Source organism: Selenomonas ruminantium AC2024 (assembly GCF_000687995.1).
Taxonomy (GTDB): Bacteria; Bacillota; Negativicutes; order Selenomonadales; family Selenomonadaceae; genus Selenomonas_A; species Selenomonas_A ruminantium_B.
Genome location: NZ_JIAC01000001.1, coordinates 1,686,848 through 1,701,916, shown reverse-complemented (window position 1 = coordinate 1,701,916; position 15,069 = coordinate 1,686,848). Strand labels below are relative to the sequence as shown.

Annotated in this window: 16 protein-coding genes; 3 read left to right on the top strand and 13 right to left on the bottom strand. The window is 47.0% G+C overall.

All coding sequences use genetic code 11. The annotated features are described in order from the left end of the window. Positions 1-7: 7 nt before the first annotated feature. A complete protein-coding gene (locus tag P157_RS0108015; protein ID WP_026760543.1) occupies positions 8-883 on the top strand; it encodes an AraC family transcriptional regulator in 876 nt (291 codons plus the stop codon). Between the two features lie 225 nt (positions 884-1,108). Here the strand turns inward: P157_RS0108015 and P157_RS0108010 are convergent, their stop codons facing one another. From P157_RS0108010 to P157_RS0108000, 3 genes are all read right to left on the bottom strand, one after another. Then, positions 1,109-1,669, bottom strand: a complete 561-nt coding sequence (locus tag P157_RS0108010) for an HD domain-containing protein (protein ID WP_026760542.1) — start codon at positions 1,667-1,669, stop codon at positions 1,109-1,111. 114 nt (positions 1,670-1,783) lie between these two features. Next, positions 1,784-3,181: a sodium:solute symporter family protein gene (locus tag P157_RS0108005; RefSeq protein ID WP_026760541.1), complete on the bottom strand. Its 1,398-nt coding sequence runs from the start codon at positions 3,179-3,181 to the stop codon at positions 1,784-1,786. 113 nt (positions 3,182-3,294) lie between these two features. After that, positions 3,295-3,690, bottom strand: a complete 396-nt coding sequence (locus P157_RS0108000; protein WP_026760540.1) for a hypothetical protein — start codon at positions 3,688-3,690, stop codon at positions 3,295-3,297. A gap of 272 nt (positions 3,691-3,962) precedes the next feature. Here P157_RS0108000 and P157_RS0107995 point away from each other — a divergent pair, with 272 nt between their 5' ends. Further along, positions 3,963-4,559 (top strand): sugar O-acetyltransferase, encoded by a 597-nt coding sequence (locus tag P157_RS0107995; protein WP_026760539.1) that lies wholly within the window; start codon positions 3,963-3,965, stop codon positions 4,557-4,559. A gap of 477 nt (positions 4,560-5,036) precedes the next feature. On the opposite strand, the gene P157_RS0107990 is transcribed toward P157_RS0107995, so the two are convergent. The 10 genes from P157_RS0107990 to gatC all read right to left on the bottom strand — a co-directional run bounded on the left by P157_RS0107990 (position 5,037) and on the right by gatC (position 13,644). Next, complete coding sequence (locus P157_RS0107990; RefSeq protein ID WP_230578459.1) at positions 5,037-5,336, bottom strand: hypothetical protein; 300 nt, start codon at positions 5,334-5,336, stop codon at positions 5,037-5,039. A 39-nt stretch (positions 5,337-5,375) separates the two neighbouring features. Beyond that, complete coding sequence (locus tag P157_RS0107985) at positions 5,376-5,975, bottom strand: DUF2284 domain-containing protein (RefSeq protein WP_051598549.1); 600 nt, start codon at positions 5,973-5,975, stop codon at positions 5,376-5,378. A 20-nt stretch (positions 5,976-5,995) separates the two neighbouring features. Beyond that, positions 5,996-6,319 carry a helix-turn-helix domain-containing protein gene (locus P157_RS14890; RefSeq protein ID WP_026760536.1) on the bottom strand — a complete coding sequence of 108 codons (324 nt, stop codon included), beginning with the start codon at positions 6,317-6,319 and terminating at the stop codon, positions 5,996-5,998. A 215-nt stretch (positions 6,320-6,534) separates the two neighbouring features. After that, positions 6,535-7,338: an EFR1 family ferrodoxin gene (locus tag P157_RS0107975; RefSeq protein WP_155266719.1), complete on the bottom strand. Its 804-nt coding sequence runs from the start codon at positions 7,336-7,338 to the stop codon at positions 6,535-6,537. 9 nt (positions 7,339-7,347) lie between these two features. Next, positions 7,348-8,073: a YczE/YyaS/YitT family protein gene (locus P157_RS0107970; protein WP_026760534.1), complete on the bottom strand. Its 726-nt coding sequence runs from the start codon at positions 8,071-8,073 to the stop codon at positions 7,348-7,350. Between the two features lie 243 nt (positions 8,074-8,316). Further along, positions 8,317-9,690 (bottom strand): 23S rRNA (uracil(1939)-C(5))-methyltransferase RlmD, encoded by a 1,374-nt coding sequence (gene rlmD, locus P157_RS0107965; RefSeq protein WP_026760533.1) that lies wholly within the window; start codon positions 9,688-9,690, stop codon positions 8,317-8,319. Positions 9,691-9,703: 13 nt separating this feature from the next. Further along, positions 9,704-10,363, bottom strand: coding sequence for an HAD family hydrolase (locus tag P157_RS0107960; RefSeq protein WP_026760532.1), 660 nt, complete (start codon positions 10,361-10,363; stop codon positions 9,704-9,706). A gap of 65 nt (positions 10,364-10,428) precedes the next feature. Beyond that, entirely contained in the window at positions 10,429-11,868 is a 1,440-nt protein-coding gene (gatB, locus tag P157_RS0107955; protein WP_026760531.1) for an Asp-tRNA(Asn)/Glu-tRNA(Gln) amidotransferase subunit GatB, read from the bottom strand. After that, positions 11,865-13,337, bottom strand: coding sequence for an Asp-tRNA(Asn)/Glu-tRNA(Gln) amidotransferase subunit GatA (gatA, locus tag P157_RS0107950; protein WP_026760530.1), 1,473 nt, complete (start codon positions 13,335-13,337; stop codon positions 11,865-11,867). The genes gatB and gatA overlap by 4 nt, the downstream gene beginning before the upstream one ends. Before the next feature lie 16 nt (positions 13,338-13,353). Continuing rightward, positions 13,354-13,644 (bottom strand): Asp-tRNA(Asn)/Glu-tRNA(Gln) amidotransferase subunit GatC, encoded by a 291-nt coding sequence (gatC, locus tag P157_RS0107945; protein ID WP_026760529.1) that lies wholly within the window; start codon positions 13,642-13,644, stop codon positions 13,354-13,356. 541 nt (positions 13,645-14,185) lie between these two features. Here gatC and P157_RS0107940 point away from each other — a divergent pair. Next, entirely contained in the window at positions 14,186-15,010 is an 825-nt protein-coding gene (locus P157_RS0107940) for an Rpn family recombination-promoting nuclease/putative transposase (RefSeq protein WP_051598548.1), read from the top strand. The last annotated feature ends 59 nt before the right edge of the window (positions 15,011-15,069 follow it).

Sequence of the window (15,069 nt, the reverse complement as noted above, 5' to 3'; positions counted from 1 at the left end):
ATTCTAAATGTACCTGATATTCCCATGCCCACCTCTTCCTTATCTGATTGTCGGCGGTATGTCCACATTCCGCATCGGTGACCGTCACCTACGGCGCACCCTCCCCCATACCTTTGACCTGATTTATGTCCATCAGGGAGAATTATTTATGGAAGAGAACGGCCAAAACTTTACGGTTACTGCAGGACAGTTCCTGATTCTGCCTCCCAATCGGCTCCATCGCGGTACCAAAGCCTGCCGCACAGAAACAGTCTTTCATTGGCTGCATTTTTATACTACCGGAACCTTTTCCTGCACAGAATCGCCGGTGCGCGATTCCAACGTCATCCAAAAAAGCTCCCAGCAATTTGAAAAAAAGCCCTTCCATATATCATTGCCACAATATAGCACGATACTGGAAGAGCTTCAGCCGAATATGCTGGATATTATGGAGCAAATCACACAGGTTCGCATTGACCGCAAGGAAAACAGCAAGCGCTTCTCAGATAACACCATCCCACAACTGAAACTCCAGCAGCTTTTCTTCACCCTGCTGACCTATATTGGAGAATCCAGCCTCGATAAACAACCTCATGATCCAGCTGCTGAAATCTTTGCCTTTTTGAACGACCACTACCGGGAAGATTTGCGTCTGGATGAGATTGCTGAACACTTTTCTTTTCATCCAGCCTATATTATCCGCTTGCTCAAGAAACGCTACCAGAAAACACCCGGACAGATTATCCAACAGCTGCGTCTGGAAAAGGCATCGCAAATGCTCACAGCCAGCAACGCCTCCATCCAGACAATCGCCTATGAGAACGGCTTTAACGACAGCGGATACTTTGCCAGGCTCTTCAAACGCCATTACGGCGTAACACCTCACCAATGGCGGAATAAATAGTCGTATGATTGGGACGGGACGAAGATTGATACATATACGCGAAAAACGCAGGCCTCTGACCTGCGTTTTTCGTATGCATAATTAACCTGCAAAGCTTCCCCACACTTGTATCAAAAGACATATGTGTCATCACTTCCCCAAGTGACAAAGAATATTATACATCATATGAATATAAAATCAATACTACTTAAGTATAATTTATTAGTTATTTTACCATTAAAGATATTACAGACCTATCTCATCGCTATGTTCAGTCATGCCCTTAATGCAGTAGTTCATAACCTCACTGAGCTCCATTCCCAGTTTTTCGACACCCTTATCAATGATTTCCCGGTTACACTTGGCAGCGAATCTCTTGTCCTTATATTTCTTCTTCAGAGATTTAACAGCCATCCCCTCCATTTTTTCCGGACGCATGAGTGCATATGCCTGTATAATCCCCGTAAGTTCATCCACGGCGAAGAGGCTTTTTTCCAGATTGCTTGTCGGTTCTGCCTCATCTGTCGTAATTTCATATCCATGGGTGATAATAGCTTTGATGTCTTCCTCATCCACACCTTCCGGTGATAACAATTCCCTTACATGATGGCAATGCTCATCCGGGAATTTTTCATAATCCACATCATGAAGCCAGCCAATAGCAGCCCAATAATCCTTATCTTCGCCAAAGGCTTCTGCCATGGCTCCCATAGCCGCACTGACTGCAGCAGCATGATGGAACAGATGCTCCTCGGTAGTATGCTTTGCCAGGATTTCCTTGGCTCTGTCCAAAGTAAGTTTACTCATCTAAAATCCCCCTTTTCTTCAGTATAGTTAAACGGACAACAGATGTCAAAAATGATACTGTGTTAATGCATCGATGTCGTAACAAGCCTGATATACCAAAGCAGGATTTCTTCCCTATTGCGCATGCACAGAAACGGATTCTGACGTCATCTTTTTCCAACTCATTCCCATAATCACTACAATAAAGCTTACTCCTAAGCCCACAAAGATAGGTGACGCAGCCGTATGAACCCATCCTGCAAATATCGACGCCCCAAGCGATAACACCATGGAGGCAAGCGCCCAACGTGGCGAAATTGCCCTTGGTCTGAAGATAGCCAGTGTTAGCGGTATAAATATGCCGCAGCCTCTAAGTGCCATAGAAAGGTAATTCCAAAACAGGATTTGGGAATCCTTATGGGTTATGGCAATCAGCATTGCGATTATTATCGCAGCTACAACGGACACACGCATCAAGGTCAATTTTCCCTGTTCGGATTGTATTTTCAAAAGTGGCTCCAGCATATCTCTTGCCACCATCGTTCCTACGCCCAAGGATAAGCCAGCAACAGAACCGATTATCCCCAGCACAATCCCGCCCAGTGCTGCACCGCCCATAAGTGGAGACGCATATTGCAGCAGATAAGCAGGTAAGGCAAGCATAGCCGGAATTTCCGGATGTAACGTTTGCATATAAATTCCCATAACTGCACACGGCAAGCCAACAGGAATCGCCACCATCGCCGCCAATATAAGGCCAACAGCTGCAGTTCGCGGTGTTGCCGCTGAAAATATCGCCTGTATATAGGTCTGCGTACAAATCATACCTACAATTATAGAGGCAAGATTATTCAGGATAGAACCATTACTGATGCCCCAAATACTCAGGAATCCCTCTGGTTTATTGGCAAGCATTTCAGTCGCACTCATAAGGCCCTGCCATGCTACGACACCCAATGCAAACAAAGTCACGAACAGGATGAGCATCTTCAATATGCCACCAACAGAGGCTGTTTTCATCCCGCCGAAAAAAGCATACAAAATTACTAACAACAGCAATATGCCTGCCGATACTGCATACGAAAATCCCGTTAATGCTGCCAACAAGCCAATTCCCGGCAATGTACTGGCAACAGCGCTGAACAAAATACCCAAAGATGTAGCAAAACTGGTAAAGCGTCCAGCTCCTTTGCCATAGTTTTCAACCAGATACTGCGATATTGTTTCAAGTCCCGTGTATCTTAGCGGACGCGCGTAAATAAGCCCCATAATCAACAGCGACAGACCGACGCCAATCGTAAACCATACTGCTGACAAACCTATTGAACCAGCCAGCTGGGCTGTTCCTACCGTTGCCCCACCTCCAACACATGTTCCGGCAATACTGCCAGCAATCATTGGTATACCTGCCGAGCGGCCGCCCAGACTAAACCCTTCGGCTGATTTTACTGACCTTGCAGCATAAAGCCCACCTGCTAAAACCACACCAATCGTCATGGCCATTATTACCAAATGAGCCAATGAATAATTCACACCAATACGCTTCCTTCCCCGGCAAAGGTCTAAATATGTGTCCCCTTTACCATTTGCTTATCGTCCAGCCTATTTTATCACCTGTCCTTTTTCCAAGCAACGATTATTCCTGATTACCGTCTTTTCTTTGCCCGTTCCGTCAGATTCTGCGCAGCCTTGTAATCGTAAATCTCCCCATACTGTAGCCAACTGTCTATGGAGTCAATAATGATATCCAGAATCACATGCGCACTTAATTCAAAATTGCTTATGGAACAAATCAGTAACTGCTCCCCTGTTTTTACATGCTGGAAATGAATTGTGATTTCGTATTTGCGAATAGCCAGAACATATTTATTCTGAGTTGACTGTTCCTGCAGCTGCATAATCCCCGTAACATCTTCGCTAATACTCGCAAAACCAAAGGCTTTGAGCCGTTCAACCAGCTGCGGCCTAATGTTACGATGGAAATTTTCATTGGCCTCATCACGGTGTTTTTCTAATTCAGTAAACAACGGAAATGTAATCATTTTTTCTTCCCCCTCGTAAAAATGCAAGAAAAGGTGTCCTAAATCACAAATCAATGATTTAGGACACCTTTGTCCTGCAATACCAATATGTTACCAACAGCAGCTATCCAAGGGTATAAAAAAGCCCAGACGAACCTATATTTCGCCTGGGCTCCTTTGCCACTATTGATGGATTTACAATAGCATATTGCCAATCCAGTGTCAAGTAATAAAAATTGCTCCTCATTTGGTATCGCGTTATAATAAATCTAAAAATGCAGGAGGCACACACTATGACTGAAAAAGAAAAAATGCTCAACCAAATGATTTATGATGCCAATTACGACAAGGAACTAATAGCAGAGCGTCAGAAAGCAAAATCCCTATGTTATGAGTTCAATCATCTGCATCCAGCAAAAGAAGACGAGCAACGTGACATTATGAAACGCCTTCTTGGCCATACCAAAGGTTCTTTTAACATCATGGCTCCCTTCTTATGTGACTGCGGATATAACATCGAAATCGGCGAAAATTTCTTTGCCAATCACAATACGGTAATATTAGACTGTGCGAAGGTCACCTTTGGCGACAACGTATTTATCGCCCCTAACTGTGGATTTTATACCGCAGGACACCCGCTGGATATAAAACGCCGTAATCAGGGGCTTGAATATGCCTATCCCATCACCATTGGCAATAACGTATGGATTGGAGCAGGCGTACATGTTATGCCCGGTGTGACCATTGGTGATGGTGCTGTTATTGGCGGTGGCAGCATAGTTGTAAAGGATATTCCGGCCAATTGTGTTGCTGTCGGCAACCCCTGCAAAGTTATCCGCAAAATTAATCAGGAAGAAATCTCATTATCCAGTAAGGAAAAATCTTTTTAACGCCGTAGGTCCGGTCAACGAGACTGTTCCGCATGGAATTGGCCCAAACGACTATCCCTACAAACAGAATACCGGCCCACGGGGAACTGGCCCAATAGACTATCCATACAAACAAAATACGCTTCCCCCATACGACCCAAAGATTGGCCCATTACCGCCTAACACCTGTGATCCTCCTATCAAGAGAGCTTAACCATATAAACCGAGAGGCTGTTGTATACGTGAGAAGTCACTTATACAACAGCCTCGAAGCGACCAAAGACATCATAATCCAGCAGATTGATAACGGCTGGCCCATCCCCTGCCTTACACTTCTTCACCAGCATCCATGGAAGATTACGTCTGGCACTGGTACATCATCAATGGTTATGAGCAGTTCGATACTACCCTGATGGTAAAAACCGTAACTTACGGGACATGGCGCTGGTTCGACCTTGCTACCTTGTGGGATACAGGTAAATAGCTCCCGGCGTTTTTTTATGACATCTTCTTATCCTGTTTCCGCGCATAGATATCTGTCGCGAAATCAATCATTTCTCCCCATCTGCTAAACCGTGTAGTCTTAACAACGTGCTTATCCATCTGTTCTTCGGGAAGATCCTCGAAATCCTGCTGAGATGTAATATGGAATCTTCCCCCTTGCAGGAATTTCTCGAAGCTACGATAGTTCGTATACTTACGCATAAATGATTTATCGAATAAGTCCTCAAAATCCACCGACTGCGGAATTGAGCCTGGCAGCTGGTAGTAGCCTGTCAGTTTTACCAATGCTATCACCTCAGATTTTTTCTTTAACACACTGCCTGATCACAGGCATTATTTGATATCTGCTTTTATAGACAACCATATTTTCTCCGGCACCTCGTTCACCGTCATTATTCCATGAACCAAGGTGAAGTAGTCCGGCAGTCTGTCCCTGCACCACTGGATTTCGATTCCCAACATATCCTGGGTTATGGCACTCAGGTCGAAGCCAAAGGCATCCAGCGAATATCTCATCTTATCCGGCAACCTGCATGGCTGACCTGCTTTCCGGCTGCACTCTCTGCACAAATTGCATCCACCAGACGAAAGGGATATGCTTCCAGGAAGTTCCCTCTCAAGCTTGCGTAGTTTTTCTTCCATGCGCAGCTTCACTTCAGACACAATCTTCCAGCCCAAATCTTTTATTTTGTCTGCGGTATCAGCCTCTTCTATCACATGGCGTTCCAGATTGATCTTAGCCCCCACCACATTTATCCATGCAAATCGGGATAAATAGACTTCCGAATCTATATCTAACGGCGGACAGCTCCAGACGGTATCGTACCTTGGGCACTCACGACAATATGCCATGAATTTTTCCTTATCCTGATATCTCTGCCGAAAGAGCCCCATTGGCATCTTATTTTTCCGGTATTCCACAGAATAGTCCATGTCATCACCCCCAGCAGGTTTTATGCCTGTTTGTCCGTCATGGCATCTACCACAATCTTCCGCGCCTCAGGCGAAAGCCTTTCGGCATCTTCTATAAACTTCTGTTTAATCGCTTCACTTTCTTCTTCCGTAAGCCCCAAAAATTCATCCACGCTCATTTTGTAGAAGCTGGCGATCCGGGCAATATCCTCTGACTTCGGCAGAACCTTTCCGGCTTCCCATTTGTCATACTTGCCTAAGGTAATACCAACTCCCTTGGCAATTTCTTTTCTTGTGATGCCCTTGCTTCTTCTGATTTCCGGAAGCCTGCGCACAAAAAAGCTGGTTAATATTTTATTGACCATAAATGCTCCTCTTATTTTAATTCAAAGGGTGTACCTTCATAATTCATAATGCTCACGCTCTCTTCAACCACAGCAGCGCATAGCTCTCTTAGACGATTCTGTGCATTGAAGCTTATTCCAATCATTTAACGCCCTGACCACACGCTTCGTCTGTTTTTTACTCCAGCCAAGTCCATCCCTCCATTTATCTATTTGCTACAGTTCCGCTGCTTCGCTTACGCCTCGTTGCCTGTTCTCCTGATTAGCTCTGTCACTTTGATTTTCTTATGCCGGTACCTTTTCCTGCCCTTTGTTATTTCGCCATATTCTATGGCCTTAACAGGACAGATATGCAGGCATCCCAGGCACTCTACGCAGTTATGCTGCCAAACAGGCTGTCCCTGAGGGCGCAGGATATTCCCCCTGGGGCATATCCTTTCACACAGACCACAGGATGTACACTTTTCCCTATCACATTGGAAATTTTCATCTATTTTCCGTTGTTCTGCTTTCCATTTTTCATGATAGCCTGCACAGAACTTTCTGAGTAGCTGCCATGTCGCGTGATGTTCCCGCTTCTCGATGGTACCGGCTATTTTCTTCAGCTTCCGCTCTGCCAGCCATGCCCGGATATTTATCCGCCAATCTGCAGCTATATCCCGCAAGGGAATGTAGTTAGACACCAGCCGTACATACCATGCAGCATGTATCTGTCGATTCTTTTCCTTCAATATCTTTTCCGCATCCACAAACGGCCTGCCCCAATAAGGAACGCCACAGGTAGCTATGGCAAAGATATACGGAGATTCCAGTATCGTGAGCTTTTGTAAAAATTCCTCAACCTGCAACGGCAGGCCAAAGTAATGCATAGGAAATACAAATCCCACGCACTCTGCATTGACCTGCGGCTTATCTTCCTGCATAGCTTCTACAATCGACCTTATCTCTACATCATTGACCGCTTTCTGCAATTCCCGCGCCACATACAACGAGTTACCCGTTGCGGAGTAATAGTAAATTACCGTGCTGATTTTCCTCACCCCATTTTGTTATTTGATTTTACATCCATTTTCCAGGCTTATCATTTGCTCCGGACAATCCTGAGCACCCTTATTTTTCTCCCGAAAATGCGGATAGAATACTAAATTACCATTCTCATCCACCTTGCTCAGCTGTTTAAGGAAATGTCTCGCTATAGTTCCCGTGATCAGGGCAGATATCAGGGTGCCTTCCCGTATGCCTTCAATTCCACCAAGATATACCAGCGAAATCATAGCGGCCAGTGATACCAGACTGACATCGTTGGCTGTTTTTACCTTGCCGAATTCAATATGGAAATGACGGGATACCGCGTATACGATTCCTTCTCCGGGAAGCATCAGCACATTGGCGATTCCCTGAACAGCTACGCCAAAGGCAATCAATGTGGTGCCGATAAGCAAAGGCAGCAGCTGCAAAATGTAATTTGTAGGAATGACCCAAGACCACGCCTCCATGAAGAAATCGATAAACCAAGAGAATATCAAGGTTACCGGTATCTGCAGGAACTGAATATGGTCAAAAGCTCTGCGCAGCAATAGGTACTGGCCGAGTACCAGCAGCATGTTTATCGAAAATGTCATCTGCCCCAGCGTAAATGGTGAGGCCAGACTTATGACATAGGGAAGGCTGGAAATAGGTGAAGTTCCCAGCATACTCTTAACCACCAGTGCTATCCCGGAAGCCTGTACGATAACAGCAACAACAAACAAAAAATAACGTAACATCACAGACATTTACTCCATCTCTCCCTTACGGTTAGATAGTATAGAACTGACATGTATAAAAGTCAAACTCTCGCCATTACACGATGTTCATTATTAACATCATAAGCCAGCTGCTTCAAATTGTATTCTCATCATTAATAGTCTCAATAGCATCCCTACTCGTATAAAAAAGCAACCGACGAATACCATTTAACTGATATCAGTCGGCTGCTTTTTTGCGTATCTGTCAAATCATATTAAACGCAAAGAGTTTCACGATTCTTTCCGTTGTAGCAACGTCACACACTCAACATGCGAAGTACACGGGAACATATCCACAGGCTGTACTTTCATGGCCTTATAGCCTAGTTCGTCAAGAATAGCAATATCCCTAGCAAGGCTTGCCGGATTGCAGGAAACGTAGACAATGCGTTCCGGCTGCATATTGGCAAAGGTTTCGAGAACCGTCGGCGTGCAGCCTGCCCGTGGCGGGTCTACGACCACCACATCTGCCCGGACGCCCTGCTTGTAGAGACGCGGCATAACCTTGGTGGCATCGCCTACAATAAATTCAGCATTGCGCACGTTGTTATCGCGGGCATTTTTCTGCGCATCGAGGATAGCCGGCTTCACGATTTCGATACCGATAACGCTATGCGCTTTCTGTGCAAGGAACAGGGTAATCGTACCCGTACCACAGTAAGCGTCAATAACCGTTTCCTGACCGCTCAGGTTAGCATATTCCAGTGCCTTGTTATAGAGAACTTCTGCCTGACTCGTGTTGACCTGGAAGAAGGAACGCGGCGATATATGGAAGTTCAGGCGGCCAATGCTGTCCTGAATGGTCGGACGACCCCAAAGGAGTTTTGTATCGCGGCCCATAATGACGTTGTTATGGTAGGTCTGGATATTCTGATGAACGCTGACCACCTTGGGAAGTCTTGCTCGCAGCATTTTGACAAATTCTTTTTCCTTGGGCATGTTCTTGGTCGCCGTGACGATAACCACCATGATGTCACCGTTCTTGCCCACGCGGCCTACCACATGACGCAGTACGCCGGTATGCTTGTCCTCATTATAGACGGGGATATTGAGCTTGGTTACAATTTCACGCACAGCATTGACCACTTCGTTATTGCCTTCCTTTTGAATATGACAGTCCGTGGTGTCAATGATGGCATGACTTCCCTGTGCAAAGCAGCCGATAATGGTCTTGCCCTTTTCCCTACCGATGGGAAACTGCATTTTATTGCGGTAATTCCACGGCGTAGCAGCGCCAATAGTGGGTTCAACATACAAGTCCGGCCGTTTGCCGATACGCGTCACCGCGTCGATAACCTGCTGACGCTTAGCGTTCAGCTGAGCCATATAGTCAAGGTGCTGCAGCTGACAGCCGCCACATTTATCGTAAATGCCGCAAATCGGCTCCACCCTGTCCGCACTTTTCTTGATGATTTTCTTAACATGCCCCTTGGCATAGGTCTTTTTGACTTCATCAATAACCGCTTCCACCGTTTCTCCTGGCAGGGCGTAGGGCACAAATACCGTAAAATCATCATAGCGGCCAACGCCTTCACCGCTGGTACCCAGCGTGTTGATTGCGATTTCATAAGCTTTTCCTTTTTCGACGGGAACTTTTTTGCTCATAACTTCCTCTTTCTTAAAACTCTACCTTACTGAATAATTCCATGGGGGTATCCAACAGTATCTTCGCCCCATGCTCCACTAATTCCTCTTTGGGACGGAATCCCCAGGTTACGCCGACAGACAACATGCCAGCATTCTTTGCCGTATCCATATCCACGCTGGTATCCCCAAAATAGGCAACTTCTTCCGGCTTTACGCCCATCTTACCGGCAATCAACAACACCTTTTTTGGGTCAGGCTTGCGCGGCAAATCCTTACAGTCACCGATAACGGATACAAACATATCTTGCGGAAATAATTTTGCCACGATGATATCGGCTGCCGACTGATGTTTATTGGTGCAGATGCCCAAGGGGATATTCCTGATCTGCAAGGTCTGCAGCATATCCATAATACCGTCATAGCAAGCGGTCTTATGGGTAAGATTGCGGTCGTAGCATTCTTTGTATTTCGCCAAAGCTTCATCCACAAAGGCCGAATCTGCGGCTTTGTCAGCGGGCAGGCAGCGTTCAATGAGCTTACGGGAACCATTGCCCACGAAGTAACGGTATTTATCGATATCGTGAGTGGGATAGCCATAGCTTGTGAGCATTTCATTGGCACTGTCTGCCAAATCAGCCAAAGAGTCAATCAATGTGCCATCCAAATCAAAGATGGCTGCTTTATACTGCATAATTTCCTCCCTAAAAGAGAATACAGGGATGCCGTTTGGCATCCCCTTCCTGTATTCTATAAAAATCAGCCTAATTTTTCAGCCAATAGCTTGTTGACCATCTGCGGGTTGGCTTTACCCTTGGAGGCTTTCATAACCTGACCTACGAGTGCGCCGATGGCTTTCTTGTTGCCACTCTTGTAGTCGTCAACGGCCTTCTGGTTGTTGGCGATAACTTCGTCCACAATGCCTTCGATTGCCTTGGTATCGGTAATCTGCACGAGCCCCTTATCCTTGACGATTTTTTCCGGGCTGTCGGTATTCGTCCACATTTCCTTGAAGACTTTCTTGGCAATCTTGCCGGAAATGGTGTCTTTCATGATGAGCTGAATCATTTCACCCAAACGCTGTGCATCTACCGGTGATTTGCTGATGTCTAGGCCTTCCTCGTTGAGGTTCTTGGCAAGGTCGCCCATCATCCAGTTGGCAGCCAGTTTGGCATCAGCCCCCGTAGCCACTACGGCATCAAAATACTCAGCCATAGCACGGGAGCTCGTGATGATACCGGCATCGTAATCGGACAGGCCGAAGTCCTTTTCGAGGCGTGCACGGCGGGCATCGGGCAGTTCCGGCAGTTCGCTGCGGTACTTTTCGATGGTTTCTTCGCTGGTTACGATGGGCGGCAGGTCCGGTTCCGGCATGTAGCGGTAGTCATGAGCATTTTCCTTGCTGCGCATGGACAGCGTAATGCCGCGGGCCGGGTCATAGGTACGGGTTTCCTGCACGATATGGCCGCCGTCTTCGAGAACTTCCGTCTGACGCTCGATTTCGTAATTGATGGCATCTTCGAGATTCTTGAAGGAGTTGATGTTCTTCATCTCAGTACGGGTGCCGAGCTCCTTCGTGCCAACCGGGCGCAGGGAAACGTTGATGTCGGCGCGCAGGTTGCCTTCTTCCATGCGGCAGTTGGACACATCAATGTATTCCATGATGGCCTTGATTTTTTCCATATAGGCACGGGCTTCTTCAGCCGAGCTCATATCCGGTTCGGATACGATTTCGAGGAGGGGCACGCCGGTACGGTTGTAGTCAACGTTACTGGAAGCAGAATCCTTGATGGTCGTGCCAGAATGCACAAGCTTGCCGGCATCTTCTTCCATATGGATACGGGTCAGGCGAATGCGTTTCTTTTCGCCTTCTACGTCAATATCCACCCAGCCATGTTCAGCAATCGGCAGGTCGTACTGGGACGTCTGCCAGTTCTTCGGCAGGTCAGGATAGTAATAGTTCTTGCGGTCAAACTTGCTGTACTTGTTGATTTCGCAGTTCGTGGCAAGGCCAGCTTTAATACCGAACTCCACCACCCGCTGGTTTACCGTGGGCAGCACGCCGGGCATACCCAGGCAAACCGGGCACACATGAGTGTTCTGGTCAGCACCAAATTCCGTGGCACAACCGCAGAAAATCTTGGTTTTCGTCTTTAATTCGCAATGTATTTCCAGGCCAATGACGGCTTCGTACTTCATTCGTTGTTACCTCCCAGCTGCGGCATTTTCGTGTGATACTCCTGGCTCTGTTCATAGGTGTAAGCCGCACGGATAATGGTTTCTTCATCGAGCGCCTTGCCGATAAGCTGCATGCCGATGGGCATTCCCTTGCTGCTCATGCCGCAGGGAATGGAGATCCCCGGCAGACCAGCCAGATTCAAAGGTACGGTGCAGGCATCCTGCAGGTACATCTGCAGTGGGTCGCCAGCCATTTCGCCAATCTTGAAGGCCGTCGTCGGGGCAACCGGTGCCAAGATTACATCCACCTGTTCAAAGGCCTTGGCATAGTCTTCCGCTACGAGCGTACGCACCTTCATGGCTTTGAGGTAGTAAGCATCATAGTAACCGGCAGACAGAGCGTAGTTACCGATAACGATACGGCGTTTTACTTCCTCACCGAATTTTTCCGTACGGGTATTGGTCATCATAGCGACGAGGTCTTCACCTTCCACACGCTCGCCATAGCTTACACCGTCATAACGCTGCAAGTTGGTAGCAGCTTCAGCCGGTGCAATGAGGTAATAGGCAGAAATTGCATAATCCGTATGCGGAAGCGTTATATCGACGATTTCAGCGCCCATTTCCTTGTACTTTTCGATGGCCGTACGGATGGCCTTTTCCACTTCAGGGTCCATGCCCTTGACGAAATATTCCTTCGGCAGGCCGATTTTGAGGCCCTTCACATCTTCCACCAAAGCCTTGGTGAAGTCCGGCACTTCCGCAGCGCTGGAAGTGGAGTCCATATCATCATGGCCGGCGATGATGTTGAGGATGTTCGCGCAGTCCGTCACATCACGGGTCACAGGGCCAATCTGGTCCAAAGAAGAACCATAAGCCACGAGGCCATAACGGGAAACACGACCGTAGGTCGGCTTTAAGCCTACCACGCCGCAGAAGGATGCCGGCTGACGGATGGAACCGCCCGTATCCGAGCCAAGCGACCAAATTGCCGTACCAGCAGCAACAGATGCTGCGCTGCCGCCCGAAGAACCGCCCGGTACGCATTCCGTATTCCAGGGGTTGCAGGTCGGATGGTACGCAGAATTTTCCGTAGAACCGCCCATGGCAAATTCGTCCATGTTGAGCTTACCCAAGATAACTGGATTTTCAGCTTTGAGCTTGGTCATTACCGTAGCGTCATAAGGCGGTACGAAGTTTTCCAGAATCTTGGATGCACAGGTCGTCTTTACGCCCTTGGTGCAGATATTGTCCTTGATGGCGCCCGGGATACCTTCGAGGAAGGAAATCTCCTCACCGCGGGCAATCTTTTCGTCCACAGCCTTGGCCTGTGCCAAAGCTTCGTCGCGGGTTACGGTCAAATATGCTTTAACGTCGCCTTCCACCTCGTCGATGCGCGCAAGCACATCTTCGGTGAGCTCTACACTTGTAATCTCTTTATTCACCAGCATGTCATGGAGTACATGAGCCGGTTTTTCATATAATCTCACGTTTAATCCTCCTGCCTTAGTCTTCCAGAACCTTCGGTACTTTGAAGTAGCCGTCTTCCTTGAGCGGAGCATTCGCGAGCGCTGCCTCACGGTCAAGGGATGCTTTCACTTCGTCCTTGCGGAACACGTTCTGCATGGGCAGGGCGTAAGTGGTCGGCTTAACATTTTCCGTATCCAGCTCGGACAGATTGTCCATATAGGTCAGGATTTTATCCATCTGGTCAATGTACTTGTCCTCCTGGTCGGCAGGAATTGCCAAACGGGAAAGAACCGCTACATTTTGCAAATCTTCTTTGGTAACTTTCATTTTCTCACCATCCATAGATGTTAGTTGTTAGCGTAAAAACATACTTCGATATTATAGCACAAAAAGAATCATACTAAAAGGTCGAAGTTGTTCGATGTAAAAGGACGGAGGAAGGCTGACCGGTCAATCTAACCAGTCAACCGCCCGCTTTTTTGAGCTTATCCCGCAACTGCTTTAACGTCTCCACTTCAATTATACTCATTATTTATATATTCCTTTTTGCTCACATATAACTAAAATTTATATTTTATTGTTCTTTTATTATTAGCGCCACCAAGCATTCCCAAAGATAAGCAATCGATAATCTCAAGTATACCTAGGATTGTACTATACTCTTTAAATTTACTACCACTGCCATTTATTATATTGGAGTTGACCGGTCAAATGCAAGGCTCTTACACCAGAAATTTGCTGAAAAATATCCCGTTTCATGGTATAATCCAATTAGAAACCCAAAGGAGCGCGGTTACCATGACATACCCCAAAAGACCTGATTAAGCAGGCTATCGAGAACGATATTGCCAACAAAAAATACAATCCCATGAACGATGTCCTGTTCAAGTTCATTTTCGGTAAGGATGAGCGGAAACAGGTCACCATCGATTTTCTCAACGCTGTCCTTGACCGACATGAGGCCAAGGCCATAAAGGACATTCAATTCCAAAACAGCGAAATTGTCCCCCTCTATGATGACGACAAACTCACTCGTTTGGACATTTTCTGCGTCACCGAGAACGGCACGCAGATTGATGTGGAAGTCCAGATTGTGGACAAGAAAAACATGGAACGCCGCACCCTTTACTACTGGTCGCAGATGTATCTGATGAACCTCGCCAAGGGTGGAAAGTATCAGAATTTGAAACCGTCCATCACCATCAACATCCTGCGCTACACGATTTTCCCCGGCGAACCGGCGCACTCCATGTACAGCATTTACAACCAGAAAACCGGCCGCCGCTTAAACGAAGATATGGAACTGCATTTCCTCGAAGTCCCCAAGTTCCAGAAAAAGCCCGTCAGCGAAATGACCAGTGTGGAGCGCTGGCTGGCTTACTTCTCCAACAAACTGGATGCCAAAGAAATGGAGGAACTGGCTATGAATGAAGCTGCTATTCAGACTGCGCTGGACGCAGCCGCTATATTTATGCAGAACCGGCAGGAACGCCTCGACTACCTGAATCGCGAAATGGCCATCATGGACTATGAGTCCGATAAAGATGCCTGGATTGAAGAAGGTAAAAATGAAGGCGAAAGCAATATGATTACAGCGATAAAAATGATAAAAGAGAATAAACCGTTAGCTGAAATTAGCGAAAAGACAGGGCTTACCGAACATCGCCTTACCGAATTAAAGTCTATGTTATGAAGAACACCAAGGAACTGGCTATGAATGAAGCTGCTAATTAGACAGCGCTGGACGCAGCC